Raw genomic sequence first — 15,320 nt, forward strand, 5'->3', positions numbered from 1 at the left:
CCCGGTTCTCACAGCTGGGCCGTCCTCCGCCGTCGTACGAGATAGATGAAGACCGGCCCGCCCAGGACGGCGGTGACGATGCCGACCTGCAGCTCGGCGGGCCGGGCGACGATCCTGCCGAGCACGTCGGCGCCGAGCAGCAGCACGGGCGACAGGATCGCGGCGTACGGCAGGATCCAGCGCATGTCGGGCCCGGTGAAGGAGCGGACGACGTGCGGGACCATCAGCCCGACGAACACGATCGGCCCGCAGGCGGCGGTCGCCGCTCCGCACAGCACGGTCGCGGCGAGCATGGACAGCGCCCGGGTGCGGTTGAGGTCGGCGCCGAGGGCCTTGGCGGTGTCGTCGCCCATCTCCATGGCGTTGAGCGGCCGGGAGAGGGCCAGGGCGAGGATCGTGCCCACGACGAAGAACGGCAGCACTTCCCTGATGGTGTCGTCGGTCGCCGAGGACAGCGACCCGACCGTCCAGAAACGCATCCGGCCCAGCGCCGCGTCATCCATGATCATCACGGCCTGGAGGTAGCCGAAGAGCGCGGCGCTGATCGCCGTGCCGGCCAGGACCAGCCGCACCGGCGTGGCACCCCGGCTGCCGCCCAGGAACCAGACCAGCGCGCCCACGCCCGCCGCTCCGGCGAACGCGAACCACACGTACCCGGTCAGCGAGGTGACGCCGAAGAAGGTGATGGCCGTGACGACCGCGGCGGAGGCGCCCGCGTTGATGCCGAGCAGACCGGGGTCGGCCAGCGGATTGCGGGTGAGCGCCTGCAGCACGGCTCCGGCGAGGCCGAGCGCGGCACCCGCGAGCAGACCGAGCGCGGTCCGCGACAGCCGCTCGCCGACGACCACGTCGCTGAAGGTGCCCGAGTCGTGGAACAGGCCGTGCCAGACCTGCGCCAGGGAGAGGTCCTTCGCGCCGACCGCGAGGCTCGCCAACGCGATGAGGACCAGGACCGCTGCCGACACGGGCAGCCCGACGGCACGCAGGACACGGCGCTTCGGGGGCGGCGCGGGGGCGGTCTCCGCGCGCTGTTCGGGGGGACTGTCGACCAACACGCGGTTAGGTTAGCCTACCCTGCCATCCGATCTCGATCTCGCCGCCGGCCGGGCTCCGCCGCCGTGCGGCCCGGCGCGGGTGCGCGGCCGGGCTCCTTCCCCGTGCGACGGCTCACAACCCCAGGCGCGCCAACGCCTTTCCGGAGTCGAGCGCGCAGCCTTCCTCCCCGCCCGCCGTCCAGGCCGCCGCGCACAGCGCGCGCAGCCCGTCCAGCACCGCGCCCTCGCCCTCCAGCTCCAGTCGCTCGGCGCCGGCCCTCGCCGTCCAGCCACCGCAGCGGAAGCCACCGTCCGCGTCGCCGGTGACCTCGGGCTGCCCGGACAGCAGCCCGCGCAGATCGGCGTCGACATACGTCGGCCGGTGCCGCGGCGGCGCCGCCAGCACCTGGGCGCCGTCGGTCACGCCGGTCAGGACGAGCAGCGAGTCGACCTCTCCGTTGAACGCGCCCTCGATGTCGGTGTCCAGCCGGTCCCCCACCACCAGCGGGCGCTGTGCGCCGGTCCGCAGGATGGTCTCCCGGTGCATGGGCGGCAGCGGCTTCCCCGCGACCTGCGGCTCGGCCGCGGTGGCGATCCGGACGACCTCCACCGCGGCTCCGTTGCCCGGTGCGATGCCCCGGGCACCCGGGATGGTCAGGTCGGTGTTGGAGGCGTACCAGGGAACACCGCGCGCGATGGCGTAGCACGCCTCCGCGAACCGGCCCCACGGCAACTCGGGCCCGCCGAAGCCCTGCACGACGGCCGCCGGGTCGTCGTCCGCCGACTCCACCGGCTCCAGCCCCCGCTCCCGCAGGGCGACCCGCAGTCCCTCGCCGCCGATCACCAGCACCCGCGAACCCGACGGCACCTGCTCGGCGATCAGCCGGGCCACGGCCTGCGCCGAGGTGATGACGTCGTCCGCGCCCGTCGGTATGCCCAGCTCCGTCAGGTGCTCGGCCACCGCGTCGGGCGTCCGCAGCGCGTTGTTGGTGACGTACGCCAGGTGCATGCCGCCCGCGCGGGCCGCGGCGAGCGACTCCACGGCGTGGTCGATCGCGTTCCCCCCGGCGTACACCACCCCGTCCAGGTCGAGCAGCGCCGTGTCGTACGCCTCGCCCAGGCTCCGCCCACTGCCCTCGGGCCTCGTCCTGACGCTCCGGCTCATTGCACATCGCTCCTCGTTCGACGCCTTTCCCCCGATCATCCCCCATGCCGCTGACACACGTACGATGCCGGGATGAACACAGCAGGTCACCCGGAAGCAACGGCGCGCCGGGGCCTGGAACTCACCCCGTTCCGAGGCCTCCGCTACGACCCCGACCGGGTCGGCAGCCTGGCCGCCGTGACGTCCCCGCCCTACGACGTCGTGGTCCGCCCCGACGGCCTGCTCCACCTCGAATCCGCCGACCCGCACAACATCGTCCGCCTGATCCTCCCCCAGGCCGCCTCGCCCGAGGCCCGCAACGAGCAGGCCGCCGAAACCCTCCGGCGCTGGCGGTCGGAGGGCGTACTGACCGTCGACTCCGAGCCCGGCCTGTACGTCTACGAGCAGCGCGGCGGCGACGGCATGCTGCAACGCGGCATCATCGGCGCGCTGCGCGTGTCCGACCCCTCCGAGCAGGTCGTCCTGCCGCACGAGGACGTCATGCCGCATGTGGTCGCCGATCGCGCGGCGCTCATGCGGGCCACGTACGCGAACCTCGAGCCCCTCCTCCTCACCTACCGCGGCGACGGTGCCGCAGCCGCCACGACCACCGTCGTGGAGCGCACCGCCGAACGGCCCCCGCTGCTCTCGACGACCACGGAGGACGGCTACTGCCACCGCCTGTGGTCGGTCACCGACGCCGACGACGTCGCCCGCGTCCGCGCCGAGCTGGCGCGCCACCAGGCTCTCATCGCCGACGGCCACCACCGCTGGGCGACCTACCGCACCCTCCGGGCCGAGCACCCTTCGCCCAGCCCGTGGGACCACGGCCTCGTCCTCCTGGTGGACACGGCCCGCTACCCGCTCCGTGTCCGCGCCATCCACCGTCTGCTGCACGGTTTCCCCGTGCGCGACGCCGTCGCCGCCCTGGACGGCTACTTCCGCGTCCGCCGGCTGGACGGCCCCCTGCCCCGGGCCATGGAGGAGCTGGCGAAGGCGGCCGAGTCGGGCAACGCCTTCCTCCTCGCCGGTGACGGCTCCTTCCGCCTCGTCGACCGTCCGGACCCCGCCCTGCTGGACCGCACGGTCCCGGCCGGCCGCCCCCGGGCATGGCGCACCCTGGACGCCACGGTCCTGCACGCCACGCTCCTGGCCGACATCTGGCGGATCCCCGACGACTCCGCCGCCCATGTCTCCTACATCCACGACACGGCGGCGACCGTGGCCAAGGCCGAACGCGACGGCGGTACGGCGGTGCTGATGCACCCCGTGCGCGAAGAGGTCGTCCGCGAGCTGGCCCAGCAGGGCGTCACGATGCCCCGCAAGTCGACGTCCTTCGGCCCCAAACCGGCCTCGGGCCTGGTGCTGCGGGCGCTGGACCTGTGACGGGCGGGAAGACGGCATGACGAAGGGGCGGGACCGGCTCGCGGTCCCGCCCCTTCGTCGTCGGACGACGGAGGTCAGTCCTCCTTGCCGTCCTGCGTCTCGTCCTCGTGTCCGGCCTCGGCCGTCGGGCGCGCCGCGCCGCCATCCTCTTCGTGCTCGTCGAGGGCGTCCACGAATTCCACTCCGTCCAGCTCGGCCAGCCGGTCGGAGGCGTCCGTGCTGCCGTCCCGGTCGGACTCGACGGCCTTGGCGAACCACTCCCGGGCCTCCTGCTCCCGGCCGGCGGCCAGCAGCGCGTCCGCGTAGGCGTACCTCAGCCGCGCGGTCCAGGGCTGTACGGAGTTGGAGGCCAGCTCGGGGCTCTGCAGCGTCACGATGGCCGCGTCCAGCTGCCCCATGTCGCGCCGGGCGCCGGCCGCCACGAGCCGCATCTCGACCTGGCTCGCCTTGTCGAGCTTGTGCACCTCGGGGGCGCCGGCCATGTCCAGCGCCTTCTCCGGCCGCCCGAGCCCACGCTCGCAGTCCGCCATCACCGGCCACAGCTCCACGGACCCGGTCATCCGCCGCGCGGCCCGGAACTCCGCGAGGGCCTCGCTGTACTTCTGGTTGGCGTACGCCGCGAATCCGGCCGCCTCACGCACGGCCGCGACGCGGGAGGCGAGACGCAGGGCCACCCTGGAGTAGCCGTAGGCCGCCTCGGGGTCCTCGTCGAGCAGCCGGGCGACCATCACCAGGTTCCTGGCGACGTCCTCGGCGAGCGTCTTGGGAAGGCTCTGCAGCTCCTGACGCACGTCCTTGTCGATCTCGTCGCCCGTGACCTCCTCGGGGATCGGCAGGCGCTTGATCGGCTCGCGGTCGCGGTCCCGCTCCTCACGGAAGCGGCCGCCGCCGCCCTGCCGGTCGTCCCGCCCACGGAAACCGCCGGGCCGCCCGCCTCGGTCGTCCCGCCGGGGCCCACGTCCCCCACGGTCGTCCCGCCCACGGAAGCCACCCCGGTCGTCCCGGCCGGCGAAGCCACCCCGGTCGTCACGCCCGCGGAAACCGCCCCGGTCACCGCCACGGCTGTCATCACGCCGCCCGAAACCACCCCGGTCACCGCGCTCACCGCGCTCACCCCGGTTGTCGTGCCGTCGGTCGTCACGACGGTCATCACGCCGGAATCCACCCCGGTCGCCACGGTCGTCACGGCGGAACGAAGGACGCTCGCCCCGGTCACCACGGTCATCACGACGGAACGAAGGACGCTCGCCCCGGTCACCACGGTCATCACGACGGAACGAAGGACGCTCGCCACCGCGATCATCACGGTCGTCACGACGGAACGGGGGACGCTCACCACCGCGGTCATCACGACGGAAGCCACGGTCCCCGCCACGATCACGGTCGTCACGACGCGGCCCACGGTCACGGTCGTCACGACGCCCGTACCCGCCACCGCGATTGTCGTCACGACGGTCGTCACGCCGGAAGCCACCGCGATCGCCACGGTCGTCCCGCCGGAACGAAGGACGGTCACCCCGGTCGCCACGGTCATCACGACGGAACGAAGGACGCTCGCCCCGGTCGCCACGGTCGTCACGGCGGAACGAAGGACGCTCGCCCCGGTCACCACGGTCATCACGACGGAACGAAGGACGGTCGCCACCGCGGTCATCACGACGGAAGCCACGGTCCCCACCACGATCACGGTCGTCACGACGCGGCCCACGGTCACGGTCGTCACGACGCCCGTACCCGCCACCGCGATTGTCGTCACGACGGTCGTCACGACGGAAGCCGCCGCGATCACGGTCACCGTCGCGACGGAAACCGCCGCGGTCCCCGCGCTGGCCGCTCCGGTCGCCACGGTCACCACTGTCCCGTCGCCGCTGATCGCGGTCCGGTCGGTCGTCGGGAGAGTTGGTGGACATCGGTGACTCCTGTCTTCGTACTGCAAGTCATTCTCGCGCAGCCGAGTACCCGGTGCGCCCTGGAAAAACGAAAGGACCCCTGGTCCCAGCTGAACGCTGGGGACCAGGGGTCCTTCCCAAAGATTGTTCGGCGGCGTCCTACTCTCCCACAGGGTCCCCCCTGCAGTACCATCGGCGCTGTAAGGCTTAGCTTCCGGGTTCGGAATGTAACCGGGCGTTTCCCCTACGCTATGACCACCGAAACCCTAATGGTTTCGAGCGAACAAGCACACTCTTCAATTGTTCTGTTCAGCTCGAAAGCCGGCAACTGTTCGTTGCCTCAGAACTAACACAGTGGACGCGAGCAACTGAGGACAAGCCCTCGGCCTATTAGTACCAGTCAACTCCACCGGTTACCCGGCTTCCATATCTGGCCTATCAACCCAGTCGTCTACTGGGAGCCTTACCCTCTCTAGGAGGTGGGAGTCCTCATCTCGAAGCAGGCTTCCCGCTTAGATGCTTTCAGCGGTTATCCCTCCCGAACGTAGCCAACCAGCCATGCCCTTGGCAGAACAACTGGCACACCAGAGGTTCGTCCGTCCCGGTCCTCTCGTACTAGGGACAGCCCTTCTCAAGACTCCTACGCGCACAGCGGATAGGGACCGAACTGTCTCACGACGTTCTAAACCCAGCTCGCGTACCGCTTTAATGGGCGAACAGCCCAACCCTTGGGACCGACTCCAGCCCCAGGATGCGACGAGCCGACATCGAGGTGCCAAACCATCCCGTCGATATGGACTCTTGGGGAAGATCAGCCTGTTATCCCCGGGGTACCTTTTATCCGTTGAGCGACGGCGCTTCCACAAGCCACCGCCGGATCACTAGTCCCGACTTTCGTCCCTGCTCGACCCGTCGGTCTCACAGTCAAGCTCCCTTGTGCACTTACACTCAACACCTGATTGCCAACCAGGCTGAGGGAACCTTTGGGCGCCTCCGTTACCCTTTAGGAGGCAACCGCCCCAGTTAAACTACCCATCAGACACTGTCCCTGATCCGGATCACGGACCCAGGTTAGACATCCAGCACGACCAGACTGGTATTTCAACGACGACTCCACCCACACTGGCGTGCGAGCTTCAAAGTCTCCCAGCTATCCTACACAAGCCGAACCGAACACCAATATCAAACTGTAGTAAAGGTCCCGGGGTCTTTCCGTCCTGCTGCGCGAAACGAGCATCTTTACTCGTAGTGCAATTTCACCGGGCCTATGGTTGAGACAGTCGAGAAGTCGTTACGCCATTCGTGCAGGTCGGAACTTACCCGACAAGGAATTTCGCTACCTTAGGATGGTTATAGTTACCACCGCCGTTTACTGGCGCTTAAGTTCTCAGCTTCGCCCCACCGAAATGGAGCTAACCGGTCCCCTTAACGTTCCAGCACCGGGCAGGCGTCAGTCCGTATACATCGCCTTACGGCTTCGCACGGACCTGTGTTTTTAGTAAACAGTCGCTTCTCGCTGGTCTCTGCGGCCACCCCCAGCTCACGGAGTAAATCCGATCACCAAGAATGGCCCCCCTTCTCCCGAAGTTACGGGGGCATTTTGCCGAGTTCCTTAACCATAGTTCACCCGAACGCCTCGGTATTCTCTACCTGACCACCTGAGTCGGTTTAGGGTACGGGCCGCCATGAAACTCGCTAGAGGCTTTTCTCGACAGCATAGGATCATCCACTTCACCACAATCGGCTCGGCATCAGGTCTCAGACTATTGCCAGGCGGATTTACCTACCTGACGTCCTACACCCTTACCCCGGGACAACCACCGCCCGGGATGGACTACCTTCCTGCGTCACCCCATCACTCACCTACTAACCGCTTGGTTCAGCGGCTCCACCACTCCCCTCAACTCCGAAGAGATCAGGGCGGCTTCACGGCCTTAGCATCACGATGCTCGATGTTTGACGCTTCACAGCGGGTACCGGAATATCAACCGGTTATCCATCGACTACGCCTGTCGGCCTCGCCTTAGGTCCCGACTTACCCTGGGCAGATCAGCTTGACCCAGGAACCCTTAGTCAATCGGCGCAAACGTTTCTCACGTTTGTATCGCTACTCATGCCTGCATTCTCACTCGTGAACCGTCCACAACTCGCTTCCGCGGCTGCTTCACCCGGCACACGACGCTCCCCTACCCATCACAGCCGGCGTTGGCCGTATTGCTGCAATGACACGACTTCGGCGGTACGCTTGAGCCCCGCTACATTGTCGGCGCGGAATCACTAGACCAGTGAGCTATTACGCACTCTTTCAAGGGTGGCTGCTTCTAAGCCAACCTCCTGGTTGTCTGTGCGACTCCACATCCTTTCCCACTTAGCGTACGCTTAGGGGCCTTAGTCGATGCTCTGGGCTGTTTCCCTCTCGACCATGGAGCTTATCCCCCACAGTCTCACTGCCGCGCTCTCACTTACCGGCATTCGGAGTTTGGCTAAGGTCAGTAACCCGGTAGGGCCCATCGCCTATCCAGTGCTCTACCTCCGGCAAGAAACACACGACGCTGCACCTAAATGCATTTCGGGGAGAACCAGCTATCACGGAGTTTGATTGGCCTTTCACCCCTAACCACAGGTCATCCCCCAGGTTTTCAACCCTGGTGGGTTCGGTCCTCCACGAAGTCTTACCTCCGCTTCAACCTGCCCATGGCTAGATCACTCCGCTTCGGGTCTTGAGCGTGCTACTGAAACGCCCTGTTCGGACTCGCTTTCGCTACGGCTACCCCACCCGGGTTAACCTCGCAACACACCGCAAACTCGCAGGCTCATTCTTCAAAAGGCACGCAGTCACGAGGATGAAGCAAGCTCCATCCCGACGCTCCCACGGCTTGTAGGCACACGGTTTCAGGTACTATTTCACTCCGCTCCCGCGGTACTTTTCACCATTCCCTCACGGTACTATCCGCTATCGGTCACCAGGGAATATTTAGGCTTAGCGGGTGGTCCCGCCAGATTCACACGGGATTTCTCGGGCCCCGTGCTACTTGGGTGTCTCTCAAGCAAGCCGCTGACGTTTCGACTACGGGGGTCTTACCCTCTACGCCGGACCTTTCGCATGTCCTTCGTCTACATCAACGGTTTCTGACTCGCCCCACGGCCGGCAGACCGTGGAAGAGAGATCCCACAACCCCGCACACGCAACCCCTGCCGGGTCTCACACGTATACGGTTTGGCCTCATCCAGTTTCGCTCGCCACTACTCCCGGAATCACGGTTGTTTTCTCTTCCTGCGGGTACTGAGATGTTTCACTTCCCCGCGTTCCCTCCACACTGCCTATGTGTTCAGCAGCGGGTGACAGCCCATGACGACTGCCGGGTTTCCCCATTCGGACACCCCCGGATCAAAGCCTGGTTGACGACTCCCCGGGGCCTATCGTGGCCTCCCACGTCCTTCATCGGTTCCTGGTGCCAAGGCATCCACCGTGCGCCCTTAAAAACTTGGCCACAGATGCTCGCGTCCACTGTGCAGTTCTCAAACAACGACCAACCACCCATCACCCCGGGACAACATCCCGAGTGCACTGGGGCCGGCACTGAAGGCGACCTCGCGGCCGTACCCTCAGACACCCAACAGCGTGCCCGACACACTCCCCGCTCACTCTCCCGTTCCACGCCGAAGCAGTACTAGGAAGACGAGCTGGTCAAGTGTGCCGAGTAGTCAACGTTCCACCCATGAGCAACCAGCATCAGACGTTCGCTGATGTACTGGCCTCTGAACCAAGCAAGCTTGGCTTAGAAGTGCTCCTTAGAAAGGAGGTGATCCAGCCGCACCTTCCGGTACGGCTACCTTGTTACGACTTCGTCCCAATCGCCAGTCCCACCTTCGACAGCTCCCTCCCACAAGGGGTTGGGCCACCGGCTTCGGGTGTTACCGACTTTCGTGACGTGACGGGCGGTGTGTACAAGGCCCGGGAACGTATTCACCGCAGCAATGCTGATCTGCGATTACTAGCGACTCCGACTTCATGGGGTCGAGTTGCAGACCCCAATCCGAACTGAGACCGGCTTTTTGAGATTCGCTCCACCTCGCGGTATCGCAGCTCATTGTACCGGCCATTGTAGCACGTGTGCAGCCCAAGACATAAGGGGCATGATGACTTGACGTCGTCCCCACCTTCCTCCGAGTTGACCCCGGCGGTCTCCCGTGAGTCCCCAGCACCACAAGGGCCTGCTGGCAACACGGGACAAGGGTTGCGCTCGTTGCGGGACTTAACCCAACATCTCACGACACGAGCTGACGACAGCCATGCACCACCTGTACACCGACCACAAGGGGGACCCTGTCTCCAGGGTTTTCCGGTGTATGTCAAGCCTTGGTAAGGTTCTTCGCGTTGCGTCGAATTAAGCCACATGCTCCGCCGCTTGTGCGGGCCCCCGTCAATTCCTTTGAGTTTTAGCCTTGCGGCCGTACTCCCCAGGCGGGGCACTTAATGCGTTAGCTGCGGCACGGACAACGTGGAATGTTGCCCACACCTAGTGCCCACCGTTTACGGCGTGGACTACCAGGGTATCTAATCCTGTTCGCTCCCCACGCTTTCGCTCCTCAGCGTCAGTATCGGCCCAGAGATCCGCCTTCGCCACCGGTGTTCCTCCTGATATCTGCGCATTTCACCGCTACACCAGGAATTCCGATCTCCCCTACCGAACTCTAGCCTGCCCGTATCGACTGCAGACCCGGGGTTAAGCCCCGGGCTTTCACAACCGACGTGACAAGCCGCCTACGAGCTCTTTACGCCCAATAATTCCGGACAACGCTTGCGCCCTACGTATTACCGCGGCTGCTGGCACGTAGTTAGCCGGCGCTTCTTCTGCAGGTACCGTCACTTTCGCTTCTTCCCTGCTGAAAGAGGTTTACAACCCGAAGGCCGTCATCCCTCACGCGGCGTCGCTGCATCAGGCTTTCGCCCATTGTGCAATATTCCCCACTGCTGCCTCCCGTAGGAGTCTGGGCCGTGTCTCAGTCCCAGTGTGGCCGGTCGCCCTCTCAGGCCGGCTACCCGTCGTCGCCTTGGTGAGCCGTTACCTCACCAACTAGCTGATAGGCCGCGGGCTCATCCTGCACCGCCGGAGCTTTCGAACCTCGCAGATGCCTGCGAGGATCAGTATCCGGTATTAGACCCCGTTTCCAGGGCTTGTCCCAGAGTGCAGGGCAGATTGCCCACGTGTTACTCACCCGTTCGCCACTAATCCCCACCGAAGTGGTTCATCGTTCGACTTGCATGTGTTAAGCACGCCGCCAGCGTTCGTCCTGAGCCAGGATCAAACTCTCCGTGAATGTTTACCGGTAATCCGGTTGACACCACGAGAACGGAACGCCGGGAGGAATAGTCCCGACGTTCACAGCGTCCTCGCTGTGTTTTTTCAAAGGAACCTCAACCCGATCGAACCGATCAGGTCGGGGTATCAACATATCTGGCGTTGACTTTTGGCACGCTGTTGAGTTCTCAAGGAACGGACGCTTCCTTTGTACTCACCCTCTCGGGCTTTCCTCCGGGCGCTTCCCTTCGGTCTTGCGTTTCCGACTCTATCAGATCCTTTTCGATCCGATTCCCGGTCGGCGGGCTCGTCGTCGGCTTTCGGGCTTTCGCCTGTCGGCCTTTCGACATTCACTACGTTAGCGGATTTCTCCGTGGACTCATAATCGAGTCCCGCGAGATTGAATTCGGACATGCGGACACGTCGAATTCGCCCCCGCTGAGGGGAAACCGTAGGTAGTGGGTTGGCCGCTTCCGGCTGCAGGCGATTGCCGTACCCGGGTCAAGCGGCTCGGGCTACATTACGCGTCTCCCAAGGGAGAGTCAACTTCGACGGCGCCTCGGGACATGGGCCCGGTACGGGCTGACCGTCGGGTCGTCGGCCACCCAGTAACGCCAGGGGTGGACGCCTCCCTCGCCGGCCACACCGGTGCGTGGACCGTTGCGTACCTGGTCGGCGGGGACGGGAGCCCCGGTCAGGATGCGCAGCGGAGTGTCCTGGGCCGTGCACGCGTCCGTGCCGTTCAGGGCGCGGTCGACGTCCAGGGCGGTGGCGAGACGGGCCGGGCCCTTGGCCAGTTCCTTGTCGTTGCGGGCCGAATGCCGTCGGGTACGGGCCAGCTCCGCGCCCTCGATGATCTCGCCGGCGCGCAGCAGAACCGCGCTCGCCCTGCCCTCGGGGCCGCACACCAGGTTCATGCAGAACCACATCCCGTAGGTGAAGTAGACGTACACGTGTCCGGGCGGGCCGAACATCACTTCGTTGCGGGGCGTGCGGCCGCGGTAGGCGTGGGAGCCGGGGTCGTTCTGACCGTCGTAGGCCTCGACCTCGGTCAGGCGGAGGGCGATCGGGCCGTCAGGGGTGGTGCGCACGAGGATGCGGCCCAGGAGGTCGGGGGCCACCTCGAGGATGGGGCGGTCGAAGAATTCCCTGGGCAGAGGCGTACGGTCGGGGCTCGCGATCATGCCTTCCGAGCGTAACGCAGGCGAGTCCGTGGACGGGGTGGCCAGGTTCCCTCCCCCCTTGCCAGGGTGCGGGGCGTGGAACCGGTCATGGCCGGATCGCGTTTGTAGGGGTCAGAGGTTCACACGCAAAGCCTGGAGAGGGAGAGACATGGCGTTCAAGAAGCTGCTCGCGAGCCTGGGGGCCGGCGGGGCTTCGGTCGAGACCGTGCTGAGCGAGGTCAACGTCGTTCCGGGCGGTGTCGTCCAGGGCGAGGTGCGGATCCAGGGCGGGTCCGTGGACCAGCAGATCGAGGCCCTGTCGGTGGGGCTCCAGGCCAAGGTCGAGGTGGAGAGCGGCGACCAGGAGTACAAGCAGGACATCGAGTTCACGAAGAGCCGGCTCGGCGGCGCCTTCGAGCTGAAGGCGAACGCGGTGCACGCCGTGCAGTTCGGTCTGGAGATCCCCTGGGAGACGCCGATCACGATGATCGACGGGCAGGCGCTGCGCGGGATGAACATCGGCGTCAGCACGGAGCTGGAGATCGCCCGCGCGGTGGACTCCGGTGACCTGGACCCGATCAACGTGCACCCGCTCCCGGCGCAGAAGGCGATCCTGGACGCGTTCATCGGGCTGGGCTTCCGCTTCAAGAGCGCGGACATGGAGCGCGGCCACATCCGGGGGACCCGGCAGAAGCTGCCCTTCTACCAGGAGATCGAGTTCTTCCCGCCGCAGCAGTACCGGGGGCTGAACCAGGTCGAGCTGAGCTTCGTGGCCGACGCGCAGGCGATGGACGTCGTGCTGGAGATGGACAAGAAGCCGGGTCTGTTCAGCGAGGGCAGCGACACCTTCCGTTCCTTCAAGGTGGGGCTGAACGACTACCAGGGGACCGACTGGACGGCGTACCTCAACCAGTGGCTGTCGGAGGTCGGCAGCAAGCGGAACTGGTTCTGAGGGTTCTAGGCTCGGGGTTCACTGCACCGAACCATCAGGAGGTACCGAGGTGACCGAGCTGAAGCGGCGTCCGCTCCCCCATGACTTCCACCCGCCCGTGCCGGCGTTCACGGTCACGAGCGAGGACGTCCAGGAGGGCGGGACGCTCAAGGACGCTCAGGTCTACGCGGCCGGGAACACCTCGCCGCAGCTGCGGTGGGAGGGCTTCCCGGCCGGGACCAAGAGCTTCGCCGTGACCTGCTACGACCCCGACGCCCCCACGGGCAGCGGCTTCTGGCACTGGGTGGTGTTCGACATCCCGGCCTCGGTGACCGAGTTGCCGGCGGGTGCGGGCAGCGGCACGTTCGAGGGCCTGCCCGAGGGTGCCGTGCAGGTACGCAACGACTACGGGACCAAGGAGTTCGGCGGTGCGGCGCCGCCGGCCGGCGACGGGCCGCACCGGTACGTGTTCACGGTGTACGCCGTGGACCAGGAGAAGCTGGGCCCGGACGCGGAGGCGACTCCCGCCTTCGTCGGCTTCAACCTGCGGTTCCACACGATCGGCCGGGCGCAGTTGATCGGTGAGTACGAGGTGCCTGCCGAAGGCTGAGTGTTCCGAGCGTTCATGGAACGTTTGCCCGCCCCTGGTCTTGGAATGGATCAGGGGCGGGCATTTTTGTTGCGGGGGTGGTGGGGGGTGAGTCCCCCGTCGGAGCAGCAGATATTGCGTTGTCCATCCCGGCGTGCCCGGCCAGAGTTGTTCCCAGCCCGCCAGGGGGTGGGCCGGTGCGCACGGGAGGTGGGCTGGTATGCGGGACACGCTGGTACTGAACGCGAGCTTCGAGCCGTTGTCGACGGTGACGCTGAATCGAGCCGTCGTTCTGGTGCTCCAGGACAAGGCCGTCGTCGAACAGGCCCACCCCTCACTGCGGATGCGCGGAGCCGCGCTCGACATGCCGGCGCCCCGGGTGATCAGGCTGTGCCAATACGTACGGGTGCCCTTCCGAAGACGCGCCCCGTGGTCGCGGCGGGGTGTGCTGGTCCGGGACCGGCACCGGTGCGCGTACTGCGGGCGGCGGGCGACGACCGTGGACCACGTGGTGCCGCGGTCGCACGGTGGGCAGGACACGTGGCTGAACACGGTGGCCTCGTGTGCGGAGGACAATCACCGGAAGGCGAACCGGACGCCGGAGCAGGCGGGGATGCCGTTGCTGCGGGAGCCGTTCGAGCCCACTCCGGCCGATGCGATGTTGCTGGCGCTGGCCAGGGACGACCTCGAGGCGCTGCCGGATTGGTTGGTGCTGGACGCGGCGTGAGGGTGCGCCGTAGGAGCCGGTCCGCGTCGCTGACCGCGGGTTGGTCGTGGCTTGTCGGGCCGTTCCCCGCGCCCCTTCGGGGGCGCGGGTGTCGCCCGGCTTCGTGACGTACCGGCTAGTCGATGGACGGCTTCTCGCGGCGTTCCTGGGCGGGGACGCTCGCGCCGCTGTTGCCGTTGCCCGAACCGCCGCCCAGGCCGCCGATGTTGCCCATGGCGCCGGAGAGGCCCTTGAGGGCGTCGCCGATCTCGCTCGGGACGATCCAGAGCTTGTTGGCGTCGCCCTCGGCGATCTTCGGGAGCATCTGGAGGTACTGGTAGGAGAGGAGCTTCTGGTCCGGGTCGCCGGCGTGGATGGCCTCGAAGACGGTGCGGACGGCCTGGGCCTCGCCCTCGGCGCGCAGGGCGGCGGCCTTGGCCTCACCCTCGGCGCGCAGGATCTGGGACTGCTTCTCGCCCTCGGCGCGCAGGATCTCGGACTGCCGGACACCTTCGGCCTGGAGGATGGCGGCGCGCTTGTCGCGGTCGGCGCGCATCTGCTTCTCCATCGAGTCCTGGATGGAGGTGGGCGGCTCGATGGCCTTGAGCTCGACGCGGTTGACGCGGATGCCCCACTTGCCGGTGGCCTCGTCGAGGACGCCGCGCAGGGCCGCGTTGATCTCCTCGCGGGAGGTCAGGGTGCGCTCCAGGTCCATGCCGCCGATGATGTTGCGCAGGGTGGTGACGGTGAGCTGCTCGATGGCCTGGATGTAGCTGGCGACCTCGTAGGTCGCGGCGCGCGCGTCGGTCACCTGGTAGTAGATGACGGTGTCGATGTTGACGACCAGGTTGTCCTGGGTGATGACCGGCTGCGGCGGGAAGGGGACGACCTGTTCGCGCAGGTCGATGCGGTTGCGGATGGTGTCGATGAACGGGACGACGATGTTGAGGCCCGCGTTGAGGGTCCGCGTGTAGCGGCCGAAGCGCTCGACGATGGCGGCGCTGGCCTGTGGGATGACCTGGATGGTCTTGATCAGGGCGATGAAGACCAACACCACCAGGATGATCAGAACGATGATGACCGGTTCCATCGTGGCTGTCCGTCCCCTTCTCCGCCTCGGCGCTCTGGCAGATCCTATTGACCCTGACTGCTGTGCATCTTACGGCTGTTGAGGA

General features: G+C 66.3%; 9 protein-coding genes, 3 rRNA genes and 1 pseudogene. 4 read left to right on the forward strand and 9 right to left on the reverse strand.

Translation table 11 applies throughout. The features are described from left to right. Positions 1 to 8 precede the first annotated feature (8 nt). A complete protein-coding gene (locus ACFZP7_RS08445; RefSeq protein WP_031016823.1) occupies positions 9 to 1,055 on the reverse strand; it encodes an iron ABC transporter permease in 1,047 nt (348 codons plus the stop codon). Between the two features lie 112 nt (positions 1,056 to 1,167). Further along, on the reverse strand, positions 1,168 to 2,199 hold the full coding sequence (locus ACFZP7_RS08450; protein ID WP_385634159.1) for an HAD hydrolase-like protein: 1,032 nt from the start codon (positions 2,197 to 2,199) through the stop codon (positions 1,168 to 1,170). A gap of 72 nt (positions 2,200 to 2,271) precedes the next feature. On the opposite strand from ACFZP7_RS08450, the gene ACFZP7_RS08455 reads away from it, so the two are divergent. After that, positions 2,272 to 3,564: a DUF1015 domain-containing protein gene (locus tag ACFZP7_RS08455; protein ID WP_385634160.1), complete on the forward strand. Its 1,293-nt coding sequence runs from the start codon at positions 2,272 to 2,274 to the stop codon at positions 3,562 to 3,564. A 74-nt stretch (positions 3,565 to 3,638) separates the two neighbouring features. On the opposite strand, the gene ACFZP7_RS08460 is transcribed toward ACFZP7_RS08455, so the two are convergent. The 6 genes and pseudogenes from ACFZP7_RS08460 to ACFZP7_RS08485 all read right to left on the reverse strand — a co-directional run bounded on the left by ACFZP7_RS08460 (position 3,639) and on the right by ACFZP7_RS08485 (position 11,940). Then, positions 3,639 to 4,400: a hypothetical protein gene (locus tag ACFZP7_RS08460; protein ID WP_385638382.1), complete on the reverse strand. Its 762-nt coding sequence runs from the start codon at positions 4,398 to 4,400 to the stop codon at positions 3,639 to 3,641. Between the two features lie 204 nt (positions 4,401 to 4,604). Continuing rightward, positions 4,605 to 5,474, reverse strand: a pseudogene (locus ACFZP7_RS08465) (tetratricopeptide repeat protein); the annotation flags it as partial. Between the two features lie 125 nt (positions 5,475 to 5,599). Then, positions 5,600 to 5,716 (reverse strand): 5S ribosomal RNA (rrf, locus tag ACFZP7_RS08470). 107 nt (positions 5,717 to 5,823) lie between these two features. Continuing rightward, positions 5,824 to 8,944: ribosomal RNA gene (locus ACFZP7_RS08475) — 23S ribosomal RNA — on the reverse strand. 305 nt (positions 8,945 to 9,249) lie between these two features. Continuing rightward, a 16S ribosomal RNA gene (locus tag ACFZP7_RS08480) occupies positions 9,250 to 10,775 on the reverse strand. The 16S, 23S and 5S rRNA genes sit together here, the layout of an rRNA operon. A 523-nt stretch (positions 10,776 to 11,298) precedes the next feature. Next, entirely contained in the window at positions 11,299 to 11,940 is a 642-nt protein-coding gene (locus ACFZP7_RS08485; protein WP_019329393.1) for a DNA-3-methyladenine glycosylase, read from the reverse strand. Between the two features lie 148 nt (positions 11,941 to 12,088). On the opposite strand from ACFZP7_RS08485, the gene ACFZP7_RS08490 reads away from it, so the two are divergent. From ACFZP7_RS08490 to ACFZP7_RS08500, 3 genes are all read left to right on the forward strand, one after another. Next, a complete protein-coding gene (locus tag ACFZP7_RS08490) occupies positions 12,089 to 12,871 on the forward strand; it encodes a sporulation protein (RefSeq protein ID WP_019329392.1) in 783 nt (260 codons plus the stop codon). A gap of 49 nt (positions 12,872 to 12,920) precedes the next feature. Then, the gene (locus ACFZP7_RS08495; RefSeq protein ID WP_019329391.1) at positions 12,921 to 13,460 is read left to right on the forward strand and encodes a YbhB/YbcL family Raf kinase inhibitor-like protein; all 540 of its coding nucleotides are present in this window, start codon (positions 12,921 to 12,923) and stop codon (positions 13,458 to 13,460) included. A 199-nt stretch (positions 13,461 to 13,659) separates the two neighbouring features. Beyond that, the gene (locus tag ACFZP7_RS08500) at positions 13,660 to 14,166 is read left to right on the forward strand and encodes an HNH endonuclease (RefSeq protein WP_019329390.1); all 507 of its coding nucleotides are present in this window, start codon (positions 13,660 to 13,662) and stop codon (positions 14,164 to 14,166) included. Positions 14,167 to 14,281: 115 nt separating this feature from the next. Here the strand turns inward: ACFZP7_RS08500 and ACFZP7_RS08505 are convergent, their stop codons facing one another. Beyond that, positions 14,282 to 15,235 carry an SPFH domain-containing protein gene (locus tag ACFZP7_RS08505; protein WP_030969524.1) on the reverse strand — a complete coding sequence of 318 codons (954 nt, stop codon included), beginning with the start codon at positions 15,233 to 15,235 and terminating at the stop codon, positions 14,282 to 14,284. Positions 15,236 to 15,320 lie beyond the last annotated feature (85 nt).

The sequence above is a fragment of the Streptomyces sp. SudanB5_2050 genome (genome assembly GCF_964272335.1).
Taxonomy (GTDB): domain Bacteria; phylum Actinomycetota; class Actinomycetes; order Streptomycetales; family Streptomycetaceae; genus Streptomyces; species Streptomyces rochei.

Coding starts and splice junctions, on each gene's coding strand:
- ACFZP7_RS08455 (WP_385634160.1), top strand. CDS start 2,272: ATGAACACAGCAGGTCACCCGGAAGCAACGGCGCGCCGGGGCCTGGAA.
- ACFZP7_RS08485 (WP_019329393.1), bottom strand. CDS start 11,940: ATGATCGCGAGCCCCGACCGTACGCCTCTGCCCAGGGAATTCTTCGAC.
- ACFZP7_RS08490 (WP_019329392.1), top strand. CDS start 12,089: ATGGCGTTCAAGAAGCTGCTCGCGAGCCTGGGGGCCGGCGGGGCTTCG.
- ACFZP7_RS08500 (WP_019329390.1), top strand. CDS start 13,660: ATGCGGGACACGCTGGTACTGAACGCGAGCTTCGAGCCGTTGTCGACG.
- ACFZP7_RS08505 (WP_030969524.1), bottom strand. CDS start 15,235: ATGGAACCGGTCATCATCGTTCTGATCATCCTGGTGGTGTTGGTCTTC.
- ACFZP7_RS08450 (WP_385634159.1), bottom strand. CDS start 2,199: ATGAGCCGGAGCGTCAGGACGAGGCCCGAGGGCAGTGGGCGGAGCCTG.